The following is a 23,034-nucleotide window of genomic DNA, read 5'->3' as shown; positions in this document are numbered from 1 at the left end:
CAATATTATGGCTGGTTTTTTAAATTATAACTAGTAAATAATATAGTGATAGATAATGTTTTATTATATTGGCAAATTAGTATACTATATTAATTAAATAAATGATTAGATCGTGAAGGGAGGAATAAAAATGGACAATTTCATTTTTGATATCGATGGAACTCTTTTAAATACTGAAAAAATGTATATGTTACCTTTAAAAAAGGTACTAAATGAAAACGGGTATCCAGTTAGTTATGAACAATGTGCAAATACTTTTGGGATTACTTCGTTAGATGCTTTAAAAATGTTAAATGTGGCAGAAAGCGATATTGATATCATTTTAGAAAAATGGATGGCCTTAATTCCTGATTACGCTAAAGATGTTAACTTATTTGATGGCATATTAGAAACTTTAAGTATTTTAAGTGAGAAGAAAGAATTGGCGATTGCATCCTCAAAGGTTAGAGAAGAATATATACGGGATGTTAAACGGTTTGATATTGATAAATTTTTGTCCGATATAGTATTGGCTGACCAAATAAAACGAGGTAAACCATATCCTGATATGATTTTAAAAGTTATCCAAGATTTAAATCTTAATCCTGAAAATACCATTTACGTAGGGGATACGATCTATGATCTACAAGCGGCACATAATGCTAATGTAGCCTTTGGCTTGGCCGGTTGGCAAACTAAATTTACTGATAAATTTAAAGAGGCAGATTATTTATTTAATGATCCCAAAGAAATGCTTGATTTGTAAAACGCTTTGATAGTTATTACTAGCGGATTAATAAAATGAGTTAATTATTAAAAATAAGTGAAAAAATTCAAAACCTAGTAAATAAATGCTATGTAAGCGTTTTTTTATGGTATATTATAATTAATAAATAATTTATGAATAAATTTTATTTTAAGGGGAATTTATTTCAAATATTTATGACACATTTAAAGGGGGTGAAAAAATGTTATCAATTATTGTAGCTAGTCACGGAAAATTTGCCGAAGGAATCATGCAATCTGCTGAAATGATTTTTGGAAAACAAGAACAAGTAGGTTCAGTTACCTTTATGCCTAATGAAGGACCCGATGATTTAATGGAAAAATACAATCAAGTTTTAAGTAATCTTGATGATGGTAATGAAGTATTATTCCTAGTTGATCTTTGGGGTGGTTCACCATTTAACGCTGCCAGTCGAATTGTTGCTGAACATTTAGACACAATGGCATTAGTTACTGGGTTAAATTTACCAATGTTAATTGAAGCCTACGCTTCTAGATTAACCATGAACTTAGAACAAATTGTTCCACACTTGGAAGAAACTGCCAAGGATGGTGTTAAACACCTAGAATTAAAACAAGATGATGGAGATGATTTACTATGACAATGGATATTCGTTTAGCTCGTGTAGATAGCCGTTTACTTCATGGCCAAGTAGCGACTGTTTGGACTAAAGCAGTTAAACCTAACCGTATCTTAGCAATTTCAGATAGCGTTGCTAAAGACAATTTAAGAAAAACCCTTATTACTCAAGCAGCTCCTCCTGGGGTAAAAGCTAACGTAATTACAATTGATAAAATGATTCAAATTTATTCTGATCCACGTTTTGATGTATTTAATACATTATTATTAACTGAAAATGTTGAAGATATGTTAAAACTTGCCGAAGGTGGCGTGGACTTTAAAAAGACTGGAATCGATATTGGTAGTTTAGCTTATTCTGATGGTATGACTATGATTACTGATGCAATTGCAGTTAACGATACAATCGCTAAAGATATTCATAAATTACATGATGACTTTGGTTTAGAAGTATTTGCCCAAAAAGTTCCAAATGATAAAAAACAAGATTTAATTGATTTACTTGCTAAAAAAGGTTTCTAATTATTATATTATCGCTTATTAGTAGGTATATATTACTAATAAGCTGGTTCTGAAATTATTTTATACCCAATTAAAGAGGGGGAATTTTTATGTCAGCAATTTCAATTATTCTGGTTTTAATTATTTCATTTTTAGCCGGAATTGAAGGAATATTAGATGAATGGGAATTTCATCAACCAATTTTGGCATGTACCATGGTCGGAATTGCAACCGGAAACATTGCTTCGGGGGTTTTACTAGGGGGATCATTACAAATGATCGCTTTAGGTTGGATGAACATTGGTGCTGCTATTGCTCCTGATGCTGCCTTAGCATCAGTTGTATCAGCTTGGTTAGTATGTGGACCATCTCATTTATCAGTTAAGGAAGGAATTGCTATTGCGATTCCGCTTGCCATTGCTGGTCAAGTTTTAACTATTTTTGTTAGAACTATTGTTGTTGGTTTAGTACATGCTGCTGATGGAGCTGCCGATACTGGTAATTTACATAAACTGGATTTAATTCACTTAACTGGTTTAGTGCTTCAAGGACTTCGTATTATGATCCCAATGGGATTAGTGCTATTAGCTAGTCCTCAAGCAGTTCAGGGTGCCTTAAAAGCCATCCCAGATGTAATTACTAATGGATTAAACGTTGCGGGTGGATTCATTGTGGCAGTTGGTTATGCCATGGTTATCAATATGATGGCTAACAGCGAACTTTGGCCATGGTTCTTTATCGGTTTTGCTATGTCAGCAATCACTGAACTTAATTTAATTGCTATGGGTATTTTAGGCCTATGTTTTGCCCTAATTTACTTACAATTGTCACCAAGATTTAATGGTAGCTCAAATGGCAATGGTAATGATAATAGTGATTCCGGTAATTTATCGGCAGAAGATGAGCTGGATCGAGAACTTGAAGACCTATAAAGGGGGCCGATTGATATGGCAGAAAATGTACAACAAAATAATGATAATAAATTAAAATTAACGCGTCACGATATGGTAAGTATCTTTTGGCGCTCAGGTTTTGAACAAGCTTCTTGGAACTATGAAAGAATGCAAAATTTAGGTTTCGCATATATTATGTCACCAGCTATTAAACGTTTATATCCAGAAAAAGATGATCGAATTAGTGCAATGAAACGTCATATGGAATTCTTTAATACTACTCCATATATGCAATCTGCAATTACTGGGGTTGTCTTGGCAATGGAAGAACAACGTGCTAATGGGGCTGATATCGACGACTCCGCCATTAATGGTGTAAAGGTTGGTATGATGGGACCCCTAGCCGGTGTTGGTGACCCAATTTGGTGGGGAACTGCTCGTCCAGTTATCGGAGCTTTCTCTGCCGGATTAGCAATGAGTGGATCCGGTTTATTAGGACCAATTATTTTCTTCCTTACTTGGAACATCCTTCGCCTAAGTTTCCGTTGGTATACTCAGATGTTAGGTTACAAGCAAGGAACCAATATTACTCAAAGTTTGGGTGGGGGATTACTTCAAAAGCTTACTGAAGGTGCCTCAATCCTAGGTATGTTTATTATGGGGGTTTTAGTTCCTAGATGGACTAAGATGTATTTCCCAATTGTTATTTCAAGAGTACATACTGGTGGTAAAACCACGGTAACTACTTTACAAGATATCTTTGATCAACTTCTTCCTGGATTAATGCCATTAGTTCTTACATTTATTTGTATTTGGCTACTTAGAAAGAAAGTTAACGCAATTTGGATAATCTTTGGATTATTTATTGTTGGTATTCTAGGATACTGGGCAGGTATCTTCGGAATTGCACCAAAATAACAAATAAATAAAAGCTGAATAATCGTTTTAGATTATTCAGCTTTTATTCATTAGGAGACACTTTGATGAATAAATTACTTAAATTTCAAACGCATAATCCCTTAAATCAATTTGTTGAAAAACAAGTTAATGCTAACTTATTTGTAAATCAATTGACTGCTATGGCAGGCAGTTTAACCCTAGGAAATACTGGGGTAGAATTTGAACGCCAATTTAAAAATGGCTTTATTCAAATTCCTTATAGTGAGATTAAAAGTGTTGAGGTTCAAATAATTTTTAAAAAATTTTATCGCGGAATTTTTATAGAGACTAATGAAGGTCAACGGTTTAATTTTGTAACTAGTAAAACCAAGGACTTAGTACATGTTTTTAATCGAAAACTGCCAAGTGGTAAAGTTAAAAGATATGTGCATAAGAAAAAAGCTCGCCAATAGGCGAGCTTTTTTTATTAATACATAGCAACTGTGTTATTAGCTTGTGTGTTAGTTGAAGCATCGTAACCATAGGATTGACCACTATCATAAGTAGAATCACTGTAGCCATCTGTAGAACTACCTTCTGAGGCAGTTTGTTTATCAGTTAAAGCAGTTGCTTTGGATAATCCAAGAGATGTACGAATAATGTTAGTAACTTTTAAGAGTTCACTTTCATCAATAACTTGGTATGATAAACCATCAATAATAGCCTCTGAACCTTGAAGAGTTTGAGATTTGATATGGTGGGTAGCGTCTCCATATTTACTTCTGACAGCAACCATATCTTCAAAACTCATATCAGTCATCATGTTACCATTTAATGATTTAAGAATAGTTTTATATCTAGTTAGTGAAGAAATATTAATTGCTTTCATTACTAGAGTTTGTAGTACTTGTCGTTGACGTTTCTGACGACCATAGTCTCCTAGAGGATCATCATGACGCATACGAGCATAGTCTAATGCTTGCTTACCGTTTAATTTAACTTTTTGACCTTTAGTAACATGGGCGTTTCCGTAAGAGAAGGTAAGAGATGGAGTGATTTCAATTCCACCTACAGCGTCGACCATAGTTCTTAACCCACTCATATTAACAATTGCATAAAAGTCAATTGGAATATTTAATAGGTTTTCTGCTGTTTTAACCGCCGTGTTGGCGCCACCAATTGTATAAGCGGCATTGATCTTTTCGTAAGACATGGTATCACCAGGAACTGTTACTTTAGTATCACGAGGAATACTAGTTAAATTGACTGTATCGGTTTTGGGATTAACTGTTGCAACAATTAAGGTATCGGTTCTACCGGTATCATGTCGCCCAAGTGCTCCCGTATCAGTTCCTAATAGTAAGATAGAAAGTGGTTTGCCTTTCTTTATAACTGAAGAAACGTTACGTGATTTTTGAATATTAGCATCGTCATACGTCTTATTGAAGGTTTGTTTAGCATTCTTATATGCACCGTACCCCCAAATTAGTCCTCCAATTAAAATAACCAGGATAACAAAGAAAATTGTCCAACCGACTTTTCTTTTATGACTATTTTTAGTATAGTGGGGCTTTTTTTCAGACCTTCGTGAATAAACTTTATCGAAATCATTATTATTTTCTGGCATGTTTTTACCTCTGATTAGTTAATAAGTAAGTAACATAAAAAATTATAAATTAATATAATTAATAAAGAGTAGATAAACAAGTTATTTAACTATAATTTAATAATTAAAACTTAGTGATCTAACTCATAAATCTAATTGTGTTATAATTATTTTGTTATTATTAAAATATTTGGAGTGACACGGTTTGAAAAAAACATTTTGGTACATTTTAGTTTCAACATTTATGTTTAGTTCTATGGAGATAGCGCTAAAATCAGTGGGAAATTTATATAATCCTATCCAATTGAATTTTATTAGGTTTTTAGTTGGAGGACTAATATTGTTACCGTTGGCATTACATAATTTACATCGAGCTCATCAAAGTATTTCCAAATTAGATTGGATTATATTTGCTACAACTGGATTTTTATGTGTCATTGTTAGTATGACACTATATCAATTAGCAATAATGTATGACAAACCAGCGACTGTAGCCGTGTTATTTAGTTGTAACCCAGTATTTGCGTTATTATTTGCATTTATCCTACTCCATGAAAAACTTAGTCGAGCAGAAGTACTATCATTAGTTATTACAATTATTGGATTAATTATAATTGTTAATCCCACTAATTTAAATAATCCAGTGGGAATGTTCTTAGGTGTTTTATCGGCTTTGACGTTTGGATTATATAGTGTAGTTTCGAGACTTGGCAATATTATCGATGGCTTGGACGGTATTACAATGACAGCCTTTACTTTTATTGCTGGATCAATTGAATTATTTGTAATGATTTTATTAACTAATGTTAAAGGGATTGCTTTGAGAATGGAAAATGTTTCTTGGCTAAAACCCTTTGTGAGAATCCCCATTACTAAAAATGTTAATTTAAGTAATTTTTGGATCCTATTTTTTATTAGCGTATGTGTTACTGGTGGGGGATTTGCTTTTTACTTTTTAGCTATGGAAACCGGTGGATTAACTAAGGCATCCCTAGTATTCTTTATTAAACCCGCTCTAGCTCCAGTATTAGCCAGCATATTAATTCATGAAAAAATAACCCTAACTATGACAATTGGAATTATTGTCATCATATTAGGATCATTAATTGGGGTTATTATTAATAAGGTTTCTGATATGCATTTAAATGTGCTATTCCATCACCATCATATTAGTCATTCTTAAAAATAGTTTCTAAAGTTTTTAGGCTATCTATTAACTGCTGTTCATCAGGGGTTAAAGGATAGTCTTTTCTTGTGGCGATGGATACGTTGAAGTTTTCGGTAATGGGATCATTTAAAGGAATTGAAACTAATTGGGAATCATTTTTAACGGCATCGGCTACCATAAAACCAATCCCAATGTCTTGCTTGATCAACTCTTTTACTAATAAAATTTCTGGAGAACTATAAATAATATTGGGATCAAAACCGGCAAACTGACTATATACTTTTAAGGCTTTGGAATGAATAAAAGTTCCGTTTAAGCTAATAAATTTTTCATTCTTTAAGTCTTTAAAAGAAATGGTGGTTTGTTTAGCAAGCGGGTGATCCTGGCTAACAATGATTGAGAAGGGGCGTACAGCTAAGTGAATAGCGTTAATTTTAGGATCAGTTAAGGGTTGAGATGATCCTAAAAGAGCAATATTGATATTACCACCCTTTAATTCTTCTAACAGCTTTTGGGAACCCGCCTCACTAGTTTTAAGCTTGGATAGTAAATCAAATTGATTTAATTGCTTAATTATATTAGGAAAATAAATTTCGCCAATAATGGGTGGTAATCCAAATTTAATTTTGGTTTCATCAGCCTGATTAACTTCTTTATGGGCTAAATCAATTATATCGATAATTTGTTGAGCTCGAATCGCTAAAAGATTTCCCGCCTTCGTTAATTGAATTTTTGATTTGTTAGTTCCTGTTCGATCTAACAAATTAGTATTAAACTCATTTTCTAAACGTTTAATAGCCATAGTGATGGTCGGCTGACTAACTTTAAATAAATTTGCTGTTTGGGTATAGCTTTTTACTCGTACTAAAGTTAAAAAATAAAGTAATTCACGTGTATTCATTAACAAGAAACTCCTAAATAAAGTTTCCTTTAATATAAAACAAGATTGGCAAAAATGCCAATCTTGTTTTGTTAATTAATTAATTATTTACTTATTTTGATAATTATATACTTGCATTCCAGCTTGGCGACCAAAAATAACGGTTTCGGCAATTGAATTTCCACCAATACGGTTATTACCATGTAAACCACCAGCAACTTCTCCGGCAGCGTATAGACCAGGAATGACGTTACCATCATTATCTAAAACTTGAGTCTTAGTATTAATTTTTAATCCACCCATTGTATAGTGAATGGCTGGTGCAATGTGAATTGAATAGAAAGGAGCTTGTTCAATGCCACGATCCATCCCAGTTTCACGGTTAAAGTCACTATCGTTGTGATTTTTAACTTTATCGTTCCAAGCACTTACAGTGGCTTCTAAATGTTCTGCATTGATACCATTTTCATTAGCTAGTTCTGCTAAGGTTTGACCAGTTTTAACTAAACCAACGTGGTCATAGAATTCAATAGCTTTAACGCGATCACGAATAGCACGATCAAAAATCAAGAAAGCACCATTTTCATTTAATCCATTAATAGCATTAGTTACATTTTTACGAGTATCTAGTTCATTAACAAATCTTTCACCAGCTTTGTTAACTAAAATAGCACCTTCACCACGAACTGCTTCACCAATTAAAAAGGTATGGCTAGTATCTTGTTGAACAGTAGGGTGAACTTGGATTTGATCCATATCACGGGTAGCAGCACCAATCTTAGTAGCAAGGCTAATTCCGTCACCTAAGGCACCGGGTTGGTTAGTGGTATTGTAGCTTTCTAGGTCAGGACGATATTTACCGATAAGTTTTTGGTTAGCACCATAACCACCAGTAGCTAGAACTACAGAATTTGATGCAATCTCTTTTTTAGTACCATCTTCAATTTCGATAGTTACCCCAGAAACTTTATTATCCTTTTCGTTAATGTCTAAAACTTTTACATTAGTAAAGACTGGAATATCAGTTTTATCAACTAATTTTAAAAGTTCAGTAATTAAGAAAGCACCAATAGGAGCCATACTACTTGGACGATGAACACGTTTCTTTTTCATACCACCAGCAATAGTAAGGTCATCTAAAATAATGCCGTGATCTTTAAGCCAATCAATTGATAGAGCACTATGAGTAGTGAAGTAATTTAAAAGTTCAGGATCGTTTAAATTACCCCCACCAATCAAAGTTTCGTTATAAAATTCATCAAAACTATCCACCACGCTATTTTTTAATTGAACGTAAGTTTCAGCGGCATTCATACCGGATGAAGCACGGGTAGTATTACCACCAAGTTTTGGCATTTTTTCAAAGATTACAGGTTTAAGACCTAATTCGTGAGCTTGTAAAGCACTAACTAAACCAGTACTACCAGATCCTACGATAACTACATCATATTCACTTTTTAGTTCGTTAATATTTGTAGGGTTAAATACATATTTAGCCATAATAATTCTCCTTAATTAAATAAATTATTTACGATCAATATTAGTCATAGCAAGAGGATCAACCCATTGATCAAATTGTTCTTCATTTACTAGACCGGATTGTAAAGCGGCTTCCTTGAGAGTTAAACCATTTTTCTCGGCAAATTGTGCAATCTTGGCACTTTCATGGTAACCAATGTGTGGAGAAAGGGCGGTTACAGTCATCAATGAATTATTAACTAGTTCTTCCATACGTACTTTATTAACAGTTAAACCAGTGATTAAACGATCAGTAAAGCCAAGCATAGTTTCAGTTAATAGGTTAGCAGATTCTAAGAAGGCAAGAATAATAACGGGTTTATAAACGTTCATTTCAAAGTTACCTTGACTAGCAGCAATTGAAACTGTTACATCGTTACCTAATACACGAGCAGCAGCCATTGTGATTGCTTCAGCTTGCGTTGGGTTAACCTTTCCGGGCATAATTGATGATCCAGGTTCGTTTGCTGGAATATTTAATTCATTATAACCGGCACGAGGACCACTGGCTAAGAACCGAATATCGTTAGCGATTTTCATTAAATCACTAGCTAATGATTTAAATGCACCGTGCACTACGTTTAAACCGGAGTGAGCAGCTAAACCATAAAATTTATTTTCTTTATCGCTAAATGGAAGATCATAAGCTTTTGAAACGATATCAATGATTTTTTCTGAGAAATGTGGGGCAGCGTTTAGTCCGGTACCAACTGCAGTACCACCCATAGCAAGTTTGTATAAAGTTGGTTCAAGTGAGTCGATAAATTCTAAATCGTGTTCAAGCATGCTTACCCAACCACTAACTTCTTGTCCAAAAGTTAAAGGAGTTGCATCTTGTAAATGAGTACGACCAATTTTTACAACTTTCCAGAATTCGGCTTGTTTTTTCTTTAGTTCGTCAATCATATGAGTTAATGATTTTTTCAATTCATTAACGGCAACACTAGCTGTAACGTTCATAGCAGTAGGGAAAATATCATTTGAACTTTGACCATGGTTAACATCATCGTTAGCTAAAATGGTGATTTCTCCATTGCTTAGTGATGTAGCTAAGTGGGCAAGAACTTCGTTAACGTTCATGTTAGTTTGAGTTCCAGATCCAGTTTGGAATACCACTAATGGAAAATCTTTTCTAAGGTCTTCATCACTTAAATCAAGTAATTGATTAGCGGCTTTAACAATTAAGTCAGTTTTTTCTTTAGGCATTTGACCTAATTCTTCGTTAGCTTTAGCAGCAGCTAATTTAATTTGAATTAATGCACGAATAATTTCGATAGGCATTTTTGAGCCGGCTTTAAAATTATTACGACTTCTTTCAGTTTGGGGACCCCAAAGAGCTTCTGCGGGGATTTTAACAGTTCCTAATGTATCTTCTTCTTCACGATATTCAGTCATTGATAGTTCCTCCTAAATACATCTTAAAAGTTGTGTTGCATTTCACAAAGCATTGTATAACGAACTAATAATTATAGTCAAAGGCAACTTTTATTATAAATTTTTTTTATAACAAAAGATATTTATAACTTATATAGTGAAATTATGAATTATTAATGGTTAAATGTATTTAAAACTATTTATGTTAAAGAAGTGGTGAAATGGTTAAATTAGTAATTGTTAGACATGGAGAAAGTGTTGCTAATCAAAAAAATATTTTTACCGGTTGGAGTGATGTTGATTTAACTAATAAGGGTGTTGACCAAGCACATATTGCAGGAAAATTAATTAAAAATACACAAATCCAATTTAGTGAGGTCCATACTTCATATTTAAAGCGAGCGATTTTGACGGCTAATATTGTTCTAGATGAGATTGACCAAAATTACTTGCCTGAGTTTAAAACTTGGAGATTAAATGAACGTCACTATGGTAGTTTACGGGGAAAAAATAAATTACAAGTTAAGACAGTAGTGGGCGAGCAACAATTAAAGATTTGGCGACGGAGTTATAAAGTAGTGCCTCCTTTACTTGATCAGCGAGATCATGAATTAAGATATGATAAAATCGGGGTTAAAATTCCATTAGGCGAAAGTTTAGAAATGGCTTGGCAACGTGTTTTGCCATATTGGGTGGATCACATTGCTCCTAATTTAATCGATGGTCATAATCAATTAATTGTTGCCCACGGAAGTACCTTAAGGGCATTGATAAAATATTTAGATCAAGTTTCCGATGATCAAATTAGTCAAGTTGAAGTTCCAAATGCTCAACCAATTTTGTATGAGTTTGATCAGAACCTAAAAATTTTAAATAAAAAATTGCTTAAATAAAAAAACGAAATCTAAATAGATTTCGTTTTTTTATTTAAGCAAGTGCACCCATTGGATCCCAAGGAGCTAAAACCTTAGGTGATTGTGCTTGAGCTTTCTTTAGATTGCTTGGTAAATAATTTTTATTTACAACGATTTGGTAAACGTATTTTTCCATCCATGCATCACTCATGACAAAGTAACCTTTATTACCAACTTTGTTACCCCAGCTATTTTCAACTTTCCAGCGAACAGGTTTGTCATCGACTAAATCAACTCCGGTAATTACCATGGCGTGCGTCATTAAACTTTCACCGAATTGTAGTTGGGCACCTTTAGATAACGAAAGATCCATGTCAAATAGTTCATCAACTGCATAAAGTTCAGTATCTAAAATTCCTTTTTTAGAATCAGATGATTGGCCAACGTCACTACCAAACCAAACAGATTCTCCTCGTTTTAATTGATCAATGGCTAATTGTTTAAAGTCATGCATTTCAAGATTAAGATGTTTAACTTGGCGACCCCCAACCACGTTGCCTAACATATCAATTGTGTAGGTTTTGTTAAATGGTTTGTCATCAGTAGGGGAGTTAATGATTGAAACATAGTCGTCTAGATCAACGTTAATATATTTATTAAAGAACTCTTTAGGCGTTAAATCTTGATCAATATGATATTGCTTATCTTTATCACGATATTCAAAATTAAATTTCTTTGTAGGAGTTCCTAAAGTATAAGTAAGCATACGATAAATTTCATTCATCATGATATCTTTGGTTTTTGATAAATGATCTTCGGATGCACCACTAGCTATTAATTCTCTTAGTTGGGCAGCGTTACGACGTAATTTAAGGTTTAAAAATTTATTTAATTGATTAGAACTATTACTACTAAAAGTTTCTGGCATTGCTGACTTAGGTACAACTCCATATTTTTCAACAAGGGCACAGAGCATGTCCCATTGACCACCATCTTGTTGTGGAGTAGCTAGTAACCAAGCAACTTTTCTTGAATCTAAAGGTTCATCGGCGGTTTTAATTACATTTTCTAAAAAATAATTTGATTTTTCAAATTTATCCCAAAAATTAATATAGTTTTGAGAAAGTTCAAAGTCATCGGCAACTTTAAAATTATTCATTAGGCGATGATTCATGGTATTTAAAGCGGCAAACATCCAGCAACGTCCACTTTGTTTTTGATCGGAAACGTCTCCAGTAGAAAGATCAATGGAAAAAACTGGATTCATATTAATATCTGATTTAAAGTCGGAACTAACGGCTAAAATTCCTTGGTGAGTAACCGCACGTTCAACTACACTACTATCTTTACGATTGTCTAAATTGGCTTGATATTGGTTAATTTGGTCAAAATTAATTTCTTTAGTCAAATGAATCACTCCTTTTATTAATTACTTATCTTTAAGTATAAGAAAAAGCCGTTTAAATGCAAACGACTTTTACTTTGTTAGCTATATTAACGAGCGTTTAAAATTTCTGGGCCATCTTCACGACCAACAATTACCGTATTAACCATATCTAAAAATAGGCCATGTTCAACAATACCAGTCATTGAATCAAGATCTTTAGCTAATGCGAATGGATCTTTAATTTCTCCCATATGTAAGTCAATCACATAGTTTTTAGAGTCAGTTAAAATAAATTCATCATTAGCATCTTTTCTAAATTTAGGTTGGTAGCCTTTTTGTTCTAGGCGTTTGAACAATTGAGTGCTTCCATAAGGAATAACTTCAAGAGGTAAGGGAAATGAACCGAGTTTATCTGCCATTTTACTTTCATCAACGATCCACATATTTTTAGTGGAGTTAATTGCTACAATCTTTTCCCATAAGTGAGCAGCTCCGCCACCTTTAATACCTTGGAAATTTTTATCAATTTGATCGGCACCATCAATAGTTAAGTCAATATGATCAACTTCATCGACATTCTTAACTGTGATTCCTAAATCACGAGCTTGTTTGGCAGTACGGTCAGAGGTTGGTACTCCAATGATATTTAAATTTTCTGATTGAACTCGTTTGCCCAAAAAATCTACCATGTATTTAACGGTTGAACCAGTACCCAAGCCAACGATCATTTCATCTTCGATAAAATCAACGGCAGCTTTACCAACTAATTCTTTTAATTCATTTTGTGTCATAAATAAATTCTCCTAAGATTTTAATAATTTTATTCTGATGTACTGAATAAAATTTGTCAATTTATAATAATGGTTTATAATGATATATCTTTACGTATATTATTCTTAAGATCACAATGTTAGGATTGATAAAAATGAAACGTGGCTTTGAAGTGGTTTCAAAATATAAGCAGGATCAACTTAATTTACCGTATCGGACTACCCAAAATGCAGCCGGTTATGACTTTGAAAGCCGAGTTGATATGGTTATTCCATCAATTTGGAAATTAAATTTTTTGAAAGCTTTAAGAGTGATTAGAAAATCTAAAACCCTAAGTGATGAGGAATTAAATGCTGCTAAAGCAGAGCTAAAGCCATTTTTAGTTCCGACCGGCATTAAGGCCTATATGGAAGACAATGAAGTTTTAATCATTGCTAATCGTTCTAGTAATCCCTTAAAACGAGGATTAGTTATTCCAAACGGAATTGGAGTAATTGATGCGGATTATTATAATAATGAAAAAAATGAAGGTGAAATATTCATTCAACTTATTAACTTTGGAATTACCGATATAAAGATTAATAAAGGTGAACGAATTGGACAAGGTATTTTCATGCCTTATCTATTATCAGATCAAGATGCGTCACAAATTAAGCGTAAGCGAAATGGTGGATTTGGTTCATCTGGAAAATAGTTTGTGAATGGCATCCTAAAAATAGTAAATAGCGGTATAATATTTAAGTATAAGGAGAAATTATTTGGCTAAAGTAAAAACTCACTTTGTATGTCAAAACTGTGGTTATAATTCACCACGTTATTTAGGAAGATGTCCTAATTGTGGTGAATGGAATACGTTAGTTGAAGAACAAGAAGTTTCTTTAAAATCAACTACATCGAAAAGCTTACGTAGAGTAGGAAGTAATAACTCTAAACCACAGTTGATTGGCGAAATTAATTTTGAAAGTGAAACTAGATATAAAACTGAATTAAATGAATTAAACCGAGTATTAGGTGGTGGAGTAGTTCCGGGATCCTTAGTTTTAATTGGTGGAGATCCCGGAATCGGAAAATCTACGTTGCTACTTCAAGTTTCCGGGCAATTAAGTAAAAAAGGTAAAATTTTATATGTATCTGGTGAAGAAAGTGCTAGCCAAATAAAAATGCGAGCTGCTCGGTTAAATGTCGATGGTGAAAATTTATATATTTATCCGGAAACTAATATGGACATTATTAAAAATGCCATTAACGATATAAAGCCGGATGCTATGATCATTGATTCAGTTCAAACGATGCAAGAACCTGATATTCAATCAGCGACTGGTTCAGTTACTCAAATCAGAGAAGTAACTTCGGATTTAATGAATATTGCTAAGGGTCAAGGAATTACGGTTTTTGTAGTGGGGCATGTAACAAAAGGTGGGGCCATTGCGGGACCTAAAGTTTTAGAACATATGGTAGATACGGTTTTATATTTTGAAGGTGATCTCCATCATTCATACCGTATTTTACGAACAGTAAAAAATCGTTTTGGCTCAACCAACGAACTGGGAATCTTTGAAATGCGTGAAGATGGTCTACGAGAGGTTACTAATCCCTCAGAAATCTTTTTAGAAGAACGGTTAAAAGATGCCACTGGTTCTGCGATCGTTGTTTCCATGGAAGGAACTCGACCAATTTTAGTTGAGATTCAGGCACTAATTACGGCGTCAGTCTTTGGCAATGCACAACGGACTGCAACAGGCCTAGATCGCAATCGTGTTTCATTAATCATGGCAGTTTTAGAAAAACGAGCTGGATTATTATTACAAAATCAAGATGCTTATTTAAAAGCAGCTGGTGGGGTAAAGCTTAATGAACCAGCTATTGATTTAGCTTTAGCAATTAGCATTGCTTCTTCTTATAAAAATATTGGTACCGATCCTACAGAGTGTTATATAGGTGAGCTAGGGTTAACTGGCGAAGTTCGACGAGTTACTCAAATTGAACAAAGAGTAGCAGAAGCTCAGAAACTTGGATTTAAACGTATCTTGGTGCCGGCAAATAATTTACAAGGATGGACTCCACCAAAAGGTATTTCAATAGTAGGCGTTTCAACATTAAGTCAGGCGTTAAAATTAGCATTACACTATTAGAAAAGTAGGTGGTATGAATGCATCGAAAAAGAATTATCAAATTAATTTTTACAATTGGCGGTGCAGCAATAGGAATTAGTTATTTTCCGATGATGTGGTATTTATTAAATATACCTAGTGGAAATTTAATTAATAATCCGATAACAGATATCTTACTCGGAGCAATTATTTTTTATATTATTTCTTTGTTTGTTAGCAATTATATTTTAAAAGCGGTTGATCAGGCCGAAAAGAATTTAGTTAATTTAAGGCCAGATGAATTATTATCTAGTACGTTGGGACTGATAATTGGATTAGTCTTAGCTTTATTAATTTCCACCATCTTTTTTAGATTTCATTCGGTATTTTTAAGTATCATGATTCCAATCATCATTATGATTGGTTTAGGATATTTGGGCTTGCGCCTAGGATTTGCTCAAAGTAAGCGGATGGGTAAATTATTTACCTTTAAAAATAAAGCATCCGCTAATCCTAAGAATTCCAAATTTGATGAACAGCTGATTGATCATCCGACTGATTTAAATTACCATCACTATAAAATTTTAGATACTAATATTTTAATTGATGGACGAATTTACGATATTGTTAAAACAGGATTTATCGAAGGAACTTTATTAGTACCCAACTTTGTACTGTATGAATTACAATATATAGCGGATTCTAGTGATAGTGTTAAACGGGTGCGTGGCCGTAGAGGATTAGACATTTTAAATAAGTTGCAAAATGAAAATCTAATTCCTATTGAAATTTATGAAAAAGATTACGAAAATATTGATGAAGTAGATAGTAAATTAATTCAATTGGCTAAAGATCTAGATGGAGTCATCATTACGAATGATTACAATTTGAATAAGGTTGTTCAATTTCAACACGTAGATGTATTTAACATCAATGCTTTAGCTAATTCATTAAAACAAAAGGTACTTCCTGGACAGACTCTAAATGTTATGGTGGTTAAGAATGGAACAGAACGCCAACAAGGAGTAGCCTATCTAGATGACGGTACCATGGTAGTTGTAGAAAATGGTAAGTATTATCTAAATGAACATTTAGATGTAATTGTTACCAGCGCTATTCAGACCGATGCTGGTAAAATGATTTTTGCTAAGCCGGAACATGCTGATAAAGGTATTGAAAACAAAAAAGATAATCATAAATAAAAAGAAATCTCATAATTAATTATGAGATTTCTTTTTATCAACCCTTTATTTTTGTGAAACTTCATTGTAAACTTGAAACATTGAACAATAAAACCAAGAAAGAGGCGTTTATATTGGCAAAAAATGCAATTCGAGTTCGATATGCACCAAGTCCAACCGGACATCTCCATATTGGAAATGCGCGAACAGCTATTTTTAATTATTTATTTGCTAGACATAATAAAGGTAAATTTATTATCCGTATTGAAGATACTGATACTAAAAGAAATGTAGCTGATGGAGAACGAAGCCAACTAGAAAACCTTAAATGGCTAGGCTTAGATTGGGATGAAGGTCCAGACAATCCAGGAGATTTTGGACCCTATCGTCAATCTGAACGCCAAGAGATTTATGGTCCTTTAATTCAACGACTACTTGATGAAGATAAAGCCTATGAATCATACAAAACTGAAGAAGAATTAGAGAGCGATCGTGAAGCTCAAAAAGCTCGTGGAGAAATGCCACATTATGAATATGAATATGCTGGTATGACCGATGAAGAAATTAAAGCTTCTATAAAGGCATCACGCGAAAAAGGACTTAAACCCGTTATTCGCTTTAGAGTACCAGTAAATCATACTTATGAATGGGACGATATAGTTAAAGGTAATATTTCCTTTAACTCAGACACAATTGGTGGTGATTTTGTTATTGCCAAACGTGATGGAATGCCTACTTATAACTTTGCAGTAGTAGTTGATGATCATGAAATGAAAATTAGCCACGTATTCCGTGGAGATGATCATGTTGCTAATACTCCAAAACAATTAATGATTTATGAAGCTTTTGGCTGGGATGCTCCTAAATTTGGTCACATGAGTTTAATTACTAGTGCAGATACTGGTAAGAAATTAAGTAAACGTGATGAATCTGTTATTCAATTTATTGAACAATACCGAGCACTCGGATATTTACCTGATGCAATGTTTAATTTCATTACTTTACTTGGTTGGTCACCAGTTGGTGAAGAAGAAATCTTTACTAGACAACAATTTATTAAAATGTACGATGAAACTCGTTTAAGCAAGTCGGCTGCTAAATTTGATTCTAAAAAATTAGAATGGATTAACAACCAGTACGTTAAAGCTAGTGATGAAGATGTTATTATGGATTTGGCCTTAAAACAATTAATTAATGCTGGTAATATTCCGGTAGATCCTGATTCAAAAACAATTGAATGGGCTCGAAAATTAATTAATGTTTATAAACAACAAATGAGCTACATGGCCCAAATTAATGAAATGGCTGATGTATTTTTCCACGAACCAGAACTAGTAACTGGGGATGCGCTAGCTGAACTAGAAAACGAAACTGCTCCGGTTGTTTTGAAAGAATTCTATGCTCGAATTCAAGAATTAACTTTATTCGATAAAGTTCAAATTCTAAAAACTATTAAAGAAATTCAAAAAGATACTGGTATTAAAGGACGTAAACTTTGGATGCCAATCCGAATTGCGGTTACTCATGAAATGCATGGTCCCGAATTACCAGAATCAATTGAATTGATTGGTAAGAAAACTGCTTTACTTCATGTTAAGCAAACAATTGATCAAATTAGTAATAATTAAATATTTAATTTTAAATTGGTCTCATCCATTTATTTGGGAGACCAATTTTTATATTCTTAAAAAAGAGTTTCAAAAATGTGCTATCATTTCAATAAATAATAGTTAAGAAAAGAGGTAAATTTAAATGCTTGAAGTATTTAACACCTTAACTCGAAAAAAAGAAGTTTTTAAACCAATGAATCCGGACATAGTGAATATGTATGTGTGTGGACCAACTGTCTATAACTATATTCATATTGGTAATGCCCGGAGTGTAATTGCCTTTGATACCATTCGTCGTTATTTAGAATTTAGAGGATATAAGGTTAATTATATTTCTAATTTTACAGATGTAGACGATAAAATGATTAACGCAGCCCGAGAAAATCACACTACGGTCAAAGCGATTGCTGATAAATATATCGATGCTTATATGCAAGATACACAGGCTCTTAATATAGAAAAGGCCACAGCTAATCCTAGAGCTACTGATAATATTGATGAAATTATAAATTTCATCCAACAATTAATTGATGATGGCTATGCTTATAATGTTGACGGCAATGTTTACTATCGAGCTCGAAAATTTGATACTTATGGTAAATTAGCACATGTTGATGTTAATGAACTAGAAGTGGGAGCTAGCCAACATGTTGATGTAAAAAATGGGGAATTTGAACAAAAAGAAGATCCGATTGACTTTGCCCTATGGAAAAAATCGGTTGGTGATGAAATTTCTTGGGATGCTCCTTTTGGGAAGGGACGTCCTGGCTGGCATATTGAATGTTCAGTTATGTCAACTAAGTATCTAGGAAATACAATTGATATTCATGGTGGAGGAGAAGACTTAGTCTTTCCGCATCACGAAAATGAGCGTGCTCAAAGTGAAGCTAAAACTCATCAGCAGTTTGTTAAATACTGGATGCATAATGGTTTTGTAACCATCGGTGAGGACAATGAAAAAATGAGTAAGTCCTTAGGTAATTTCATTACGGTGCATGATCTTTTAAAAGAAATTGATGGTCAAGTTTTACGACTATTAATGTCAACTACTCACTATCGTAGACCTATTCAATACACTCAAACTAGTTTGGATGAGGCTCAAAGTAACTTTAAAAAATTACAAAACGCCTATAGTAATTTAAACTACCGATTGAAAAAAGCTGATGAAGGTAACGATATCAAAGTTGATCAAGAAATCCGTCAGATTGAGTCTAAATTTATCGAGGCAATGGATGATGATTTTAATGTTCAAAATGGAATTGCAGAAGTATATGAATTAGCTAAATTATCTAATGTATATGTTGCTAGACCATCAGTATTTAAGGGAACCATTCAAAAATTAATGGACAATTTAGAAAAATTATCTATGATTTTCGGAATCGTCTTGAAAGTAACTGAAATTAATGATGATGAAATTTGGAAACTAATTGATGAAAGAAATCAAGCTAGAAAAAATAAAGATTTTATTCGTAGCGATGAAATTCGAGAGATTTTAAAAAATCAAGGAATTGTCTTAGAAGATACTCCTCAAGGAACACGATTTAGAAAGGAATAACTATGACAGATAAGTATCAACAATTGAACGGAATTGCTTTAGCCTATATGGGAGATGGGGCCTATGAAGTGTTCATTAGAGAACATTTGATTGAACAAGGTTTAACTAAACCCAATCGTTTACAACATGTGGCTACTAATTATGTATCAGCTAAAGCTCAAGCAGGATTAATTGATTTAATGCAACAAGATGAAGTTTTATCAGAAACTGAGTGGGATTATTTTAAACGTGGTAGAAATGCTAAAAGTTATACACATGCTAAAAATACTGATGTGGTCACTTATCGAATTTCAACGGGGTTTGAAGCTTTGATGGGTTATTTATATTTAAGTAATCAAAAAGAACGCCTAGCAGAATTAGCTAATTGGTGCATTAAGCAAGTAGAAAGTGGGAGAGTAAAACGTGGAAAATAATACTTCAGAAGAATTTGTAATTGGTAGACATCCCGTAGTTTCTGCCTTAAAGGGTGGACAAGAAATCAATAAGGTCTTTATTCAATCAGGAATTAATGAAGATGATAAAACGATTGAAGAAGCTGTTAAATTAGCTAAAAAGAAACACCTAGTAATTTCTAAAGTACCTAAGCAAAAGTTAGATAAATTATCTAATAATCAAAATCATCAAGGAATTATCTTGTCGGTAGCTGCTTTTAAATATGCCACTATTGATGATTTATTTATGAATGCGGAACAAAAAAACGAAGATCCATTCTTTGTAATTTTAGATAATATTGAAGATCCGCATAACTTAGGTTCAATTATCAGAACTTCTGATGCTGCTGGGGTACATGGAGTAATTATTCCTAAACATCGTGCAGTTGGCTTAACTGCTACAGTTGCCAAGACTTCAGCTGGAGCAATTGAACGTGTACCGGTTGCAAGGGTAACTAATCTATCTAATACCATTAATGAGTTAAAGGATCGGGGAGTCTGGGTATTTGGGACAGATGTTAAAGGCAATGATTATCGTACTTGGAACGCTAAAGGTGCTAGTGCAATTATTATTGGAAATGAAGGAAAGGGAATTTCACCATTATTAAAAAAACAGGTGGATGAAATGTTAACAATTCCCATGGTAGGAGAAATCCAAAGTTTAAACGCTAGTGTGGCAGCCAGTGTCTTAATTTATCAAGGATTTAATTCTCGTCATCCGCTAAAATAATGGTTGATATTAAGTGATATGAAAGAAGAATTGTTGATTGTAGATGCTTATAATATGATCGGTAATTGGCCGCATTTAAATAAATTAAAGCAGGCTAATCGATTAGATGAAGCACGGGATACTTTACTAGCTCAATTATCAGAATATAAAAAATTTAGAGATGTAAATATGATGGTAATTTTTGATGCTATGTATGTACCAGGTAATGCTAAAAGTTTTAAAAAATTTGATATGGAGATTGTTTGGACTAGCAAAGATCAGACGGCAGATAGTTATATTGAAGCTCTAGCCAGACAAAAACAGAGTCGATTTGTTCAAGTGGTCGTAGCTACAAGCGACCAAGCAGAACAGTGGACAGTTTTCTCAGCAGGAGCTTTAAGAATTCCGGCTAGAGAATTATTAGACGATATTAAACGAGCCAAAAATGAAGTGGAAGTTAAGGCTCGCGAATTTACTGATAAAAGTTCAGTTTTAAGACATTCTCCATTTAACGCTACCCAATTACTTAAATTAGAAAAGCTTCGTGATGAATTGTCTAAATAATATAAAAATAATTATATTTTTATATTGGTATACCTGAAATATTATCTACCAAATATTAGTTCGCTTGTTTGGATTTATAGCCTTTTATAAGCTAATATTCAAATTTACGAAGAGGTGATTTTTTGGTAGAGGATGATCAAAAACTGCTTAATGAAATTATATTAGGTAGTGATCAGGATTTTAAAAAATTATTTGAAAAATATTACCCAGTCCTTAAAAAAATCAAATATGATTATTATGTAGTCGGGATGGATAATGATGATTGGGATCAGGAAGCTCGAATTGTGATGTATAAATCAGTACAAAATTATCAATCAAAATACAGAACTAGTTTTGGGAGCTTTTATCGACAAAATTTAAAGCATCGAGTAATTGACTTAATTAGAAAAACTAACGCTAAAAAAGATTTCCAATAGAAGTCCTTTCTTCGATTAATGCTAATGAAAGTTTTTATGATGCTACTTTACTTGACTTTAAAGCAGTTAATCCGGAAAATTCAATTTTAGTTGGTGAAAGTTTAGAAAAGTTATATAATAAGTGTTCACCTTTAGAAAGAAAAGTTTTATTAACGTTAATTTATGATTTAAGCTTTGAATTGAATCATCAAACATTTACGAATGCTTTCGAAAGATGTAAAACTAAATTTAGAAATGACACAAATTGACTGAAGTATTGAAGAATGCTAAAATTATTTTTGTTTAATGAGGAGGACTCATATGGCTTATAAAAAGGTTGCTCTCGCATGCTCTGATTGTGGATCAAGAAATTATACAATCTCATCAAGTTCTACTAGAACTGAGCGATTAGAAGTTAAAAAGTTTTGTAAATATTGTGGAGGATACACTCTTCACCGTGAAACCCGTTAGTTATTGATATCCATAAGGAGGAAAATGAATTGAAATTTGTTAATTTCTTAAAGAGTGTTGCACAAGAAATGAAATTAGTTACTTGGCCAAATGCACAAGAAACTAAACGCGACACTAGTACAGTTGTTGGAACATCAATTTTAATGGCCATCTTTTTAGGACTAATTGATTGGGCCTTTCAATGGGGATTAAAATTGTTAGCATAGTAAAATTGAATTAAATTTGATATAGTTAATTAAGAAAACCGGCACATGATGTCAGGTTTTTTTATTTGAATTAAAAGGAGTAATTACATGGTTGAATCAGCAGAAAAGAAATGGTACGTTTTGCATACCTATTCTGGATACGAAAATAAAGTTAAAATGAATTTAGATACTCGTAAACAATCTATGGGAATGGAAGATTTTATCTATCGAGTAGTAGTTCCTGAGCAAGAAGAACACGAAATCAAAAATGGTAAAGATAAAGTCAAAATGGATAAAACTTTCCCAGGATATGTACTAGTTGAAATGGTCATGACTGATCAAGCTTGGTACATTGTTCGAAATACTCCTGGAGTAACTGGATTCGTTGGTTCACATGGTCAAGGAAGTAAACCAACTCCACTTTTACCTGATGAAGTTGATTTAATCTTACGTCGTATTGGTATGAGTGCGCGTCATGAAAACTTAGACATTCATGAAGGTGATACTGTTGAAATTATTGATGGTGCCTTTTCTGGATTAAACGGAAAAGTAACTGAAATTGATAATGAAAAGATGCGTCTTAAAGTAAATATTGATATGTTTGGTAGAGAAACTAGTACTGAACTTGAATTTAACCAAGTTGATTCAATCGTTTAAAATTCGGTGA

At 33.2% G+C, this 23,034-nt stretch carries 26 protein-coding genes; 20 read left to right on the top strand and 6 right to left on the bottom strand.

Features of this window, described 5'->3' with window-relative positions; translation table 11 throughout:
* Positions 1-130: 130 nt before the first annotated feature.
* The 6 genes from LHL71_RS04920 (at position 131) to LHL71_RS04895 (ending at position 4,091) form a co-directional block, all read left to right on the top strand.
* A complete protein-coding gene (locus tag LHL71_RS04920) occupies positions 131-745 on the top strand; it encodes an HAD family hydrolase (RefSeq protein ID WP_227360709.1) in 615 nt (204 codons plus the stop codon).
* Positions 746-947: 202 nt separating this feature from the next.
* Complete coding sequence (locus tag LHL71_RS04915) at positions 948-1,367, top strand: PTS sugar transporter subunit IIA (protein WP_227360708.1); 420 nt, start codon at positions 948-950, stop codon at positions 1,365-1,367.
* On the top strand, positions 1,364-1,867 hold the full coding sequence (locus LHL71_RS04910) for a PTS sugar transporter subunit IIB (RefSeq protein WP_227360707.1): 504 nt from the start codon (positions 1,364-1,366) through the stop codon (positions 1,865-1,867). Before LHL71_RS04915 ends, LHL71_RS04910 begins: the two co-directional genes overlap by 4 nt.
* 89 nt (positions 1,868-1,956) lie before the next feature.
* Positions 1,957-2,778, top strand: a complete 822-nt coding sequence (locus LHL71_RS04905; protein WP_227360706.1) for a PTS mannose/fructose/sorbose transporter subunit IIC — start codon at positions 1,957-1,959, stop codon at positions 2,776-2,778.
* A gap of 15 nt (positions 2,779-2,793) precedes the next feature.
* Entirely contained in the window at positions 2,794-3,657 is an 864-nt protein-coding gene (locus tag LHL71_RS04900) for a PTS system mannose/fructose/sorbose family transporter subunit IID (protein ID WP_227360705.1), read from the top strand.
* A 65-nt stretch (positions 3,658-3,722) separates the two neighbouring features.
* Positions 3,723-4,091, top strand: coding sequence for a DUF956 family protein (locus LHL71_RS04895; RefSeq protein ID WP_227360704.1), 369 nt, complete (start codon positions 3,723-3,725; stop codon positions 4,089-4,091).
* 14 nt (positions 4,092-4,105) lie between these two features.
* Here the strand turns inward: LHL71_RS04895 and LHL71_RS04890 are convergent, their stop codons facing one another.
* Complete coding sequence (locus tag LHL71_RS04890) at positions 4,106-5,245, bottom strand: LCP family glycopolymer transferase (RefSeq protein WP_227360703.1); 1,140 nt, start codon at positions 5,243-5,245, stop codon at positions 4,106-4,108.
* A 184-nt stretch (positions 5,246-5,429) separates the two neighbouring features.
* Between LHL71_RS04890 and LHL71_RS04885 the strand changes: the two genes are divergently transcribed.
* Positions 5,430-6,407, top strand: coding sequence for a DMT family transporter (locus tag LHL71_RS04885; protein WP_227360702.1), 978 nt, complete (start codon positions 5,430-5,432; stop codon positions 6,405-6,407).
* Here LHL71_RS04885 and LHL71_RS04880 read toward each other — a convergent pair.
* From LHL71_RS04880 to LHL71_RS04870, 3 genes are all read right to left on the bottom strand, one after another.
* On the bottom strand, positions 6,394-7,293 hold the full coding sequence (locus LHL71_RS04880; protein WP_227360701.1) for a LysR family transcriptional regulator: 900 nt from the start codon (positions 7,291-7,293) through the stop codon (positions 6,394-6,396). The two genes, LHL71_RS04885 and LHL71_RS04880, sit on opposite strands and share 14 nt — an antisense overlap.
* Before the next feature lie 87 nt (positions 7,294-7,380).
* The gene (locus tag LHL71_RS04875; RefSeq protein WP_227361613.1) at positions 7,381-8,775 is read right to left on the bottom strand and encodes a flavocytochrome c; all 1,395 of its coding nucleotides are present in this window, start codon (positions 8,773-8,775) and stop codon (positions 7,381-7,383) included.
* A 21-nt stretch (positions 8,776-8,796) separates the two neighbouring features.
* On the bottom strand, positions 8,797-10,185 hold the full coding sequence (locus LHL71_RS04870; protein ID WP_227360700.1) for a class II fumarate hydratase: 1,389 nt from the start codon (positions 10,183-10,185) through the stop codon (positions 8,797-8,799).
* Positions 10,186-10,385: 200 nt separating this feature from the next.
* On the opposite strand from LHL71_RS04870, the gene LHL71_RS04865 reads away from it, so the two are divergent.
* On the top strand, positions 10,386-11,057 hold the full coding sequence (locus LHL71_RS04865) for a 2,3-bisphosphoglycerate-dependent phosphoglycerate mutase (protein ID WP_227360699.1): 672 nt from the start codon (positions 10,386-10,388) through the stop codon (positions 11,055-11,057).
* A gap of 34 nt (positions 11,058-11,091) precedes the next feature.
* Here LHL71_RS04865 and LHL71_RS04860 read toward each other — a convergent pair whose 3' ends face one another.
* Complete coding sequence (locus tag LHL71_RS04860) at positions 11,092-12,426, bottom strand: C1 family peptidase (RefSeq protein WP_227360698.1); 1,335 nt, start codon at positions 12,424-12,426, stop codon at positions 11,092-11,094.
* Positions 12,427-12,512: 86 nt separating this feature from the next.
* Entirely contained in the window at positions 12,513-13,196 is a 684-nt protein-coding gene (gene rpiA, locus LHL71_RS04855; RefSeq protein WP_227360697.1) for a ribose-5-phosphate isomerase RpiA, read from the bottom strand.
* Between the two features lie 134 nt (positions 13,197-13,330).
* Between rpiA and LHL71_RS04850 the strand changes: the two genes are divergently transcribed.
* From LHL71_RS04850 to nusG, 12 genes are all read left to right on the top strand, one after another.
* Positions 13,331-13,870 carry a dCTP deaminase/dUTPase family protein gene (locus LHL71_RS04850; RefSeq protein WP_227360696.1) on the top strand — a complete coding sequence of 180 codons (540 nt, stop codon included), beginning with the start codon at positions 13,331-13,333 and terminating at the stop codon, positions 13,868-13,870.
* Between the two features lie 64 nt (positions 13,871-13,934).
* Complete coding sequence (radA, locus tag LHL71_RS04845) at positions 13,935-15,308, top strand: DNA repair protein RadA (RefSeq protein WP_227360695.1); 1,374 nt, start codon at positions 13,935-13,937, stop codon at positions 15,306-15,308.
* 17 nt (positions 15,309-15,325) lie between these two features.
* On the top strand, positions 15,326-16,468 hold the full coding sequence (locus tag LHL71_RS04840) for a PIN/TRAM domain-containing protein (RefSeq protein ID WP_227360694.1): 1,143 nt from the start codon (positions 15,326-15,328) through the stop codon (positions 16,466-16,468).
* A 113-nt stretch (positions 16,469-16,581) separates the two neighbouring features.
* Complete coding sequence (gene gltX, locus LHL71_RS04835; RefSeq protein WP_227360693.1) at positions 16,582-18,075, top strand: glutamate--tRNA ligase; 1,494 nt, start codon at positions 16,582-16,584, stop codon at positions 18,073-18,075.
* Between the two features lie 124 nt (positions 18,076-18,199).
* Positions 18,200-19,612 (top strand): cysteine--tRNA ligase, encoded by a 1,413-nt coding sequence (cysS, locus tag LHL71_RS04830; protein ID WP_227360692.1) that lies wholly within the window; start codon positions 18,200-18,202, stop codon positions 19,610-19,612.
* A 2-nt stretch (positions 19,613-19,614) separates the two neighbouring features.
* Positions 19,615-20,025: a Mini-ribonuclease 3 gene (locus LHL71_RS04825; RefSeq protein WP_227360691.1), complete on the top strand. Its 411-nt coding sequence runs from the start codon at positions 19,615-19,617 to the stop codon at positions 20,023-20,025.
* Positions 20,015-20,773 carry a 23S rRNA (guanosine(2251)-2'-O)-methyltransferase RlmB gene (gene rlmB, locus LHL71_RS04820; protein ID WP_227360690.1) on the top strand — a complete coding sequence of 253 codons (759 nt, stop codon included), beginning with the start codon at positions 20,015-20,017 and terminating at the stop codon, positions 20,771-20,773. The genes LHL71_RS04825 and rlmB overlap by 11 nt, the downstream gene beginning before the upstream one ends.
* 18 nt (positions 20,774-20,791) lie before the next feature.
* The gene (locus LHL71_RS04815; protein WP_227360689.1) at positions 20,792-21,316 is read left to right on the top strand and encodes an NYN domain-containing protein; all 525 of its coding nucleotides are present in this window, start codon (positions 20,792-20,794) and stop codon (positions 21,314-21,316) included.
* A gap of 122 nt (positions 21,317-21,438) precedes the next feature.
* Complete coding sequence (locus tag LHL71_RS04810) at positions 21,439-21,732, top strand: sigma factor (RefSeq protein ID WP_227360688.1); 294 nt, start codon at positions 21,439-21,441, stop codon at positions 21,730-21,732.
* A gap of 300 nt (positions 21,733-22,032) precedes the next feature.
* On the top strand, positions 22,033-22,182 hold the full coding sequence (rpmG, locus tag LHL71_RS04805; RefSeq protein ID WP_227360687.1) for a 50S ribosomal protein L33: 150 nt from the start codon (positions 22,033-22,035) through the stop codon (positions 22,180-22,182).
* 68 nt (positions 22,183-22,250) lie between these two features.
* Positions 22,251-22,388 carry a preprotein translocase subunit SecE gene (secE, locus tag LHL71_RS04800; RefSeq protein WP_430689987.1) on the top strand — a complete coding sequence of 46 codons (138 nt, stop codon included), beginning with the start codon at positions 22,251-22,253 and terminating at the stop codon, positions 22,386-22,388.
* A gap of 87 nt (positions 22,389-22,475) precedes the next feature.
* The gene (nusG, locus tag LHL71_RS04795; RefSeq protein ID WP_227360685.1) at positions 22,476-23,024 is read left to right on the top strand and encodes a transcription termination/antitermination protein NusG; all 549 of its coding nucleotides are present in this window, start codon (positions 22,476-22,478) and stop codon (positions 23,022-23,024) included.
* Positions 23,025-23,034 lie beyond the last annotated feature (10 nt).

Source organism: Lentilactobacillus laojiaonis (assembly GCF_020616595.1).
In the GTDB taxonomy this organism is placed as follows: Bacteria; Bacillota; Bacilli; order Lactobacillales; family Lactobacillaceae; genus Lentilactobacillus; species Lentilactobacillus laojiaonis.
The sequence above is the reverse complement of the archived record's forward strand: the minus strand, read 5'-3'. Positions and strand labels throughout refer to the sequence as shown.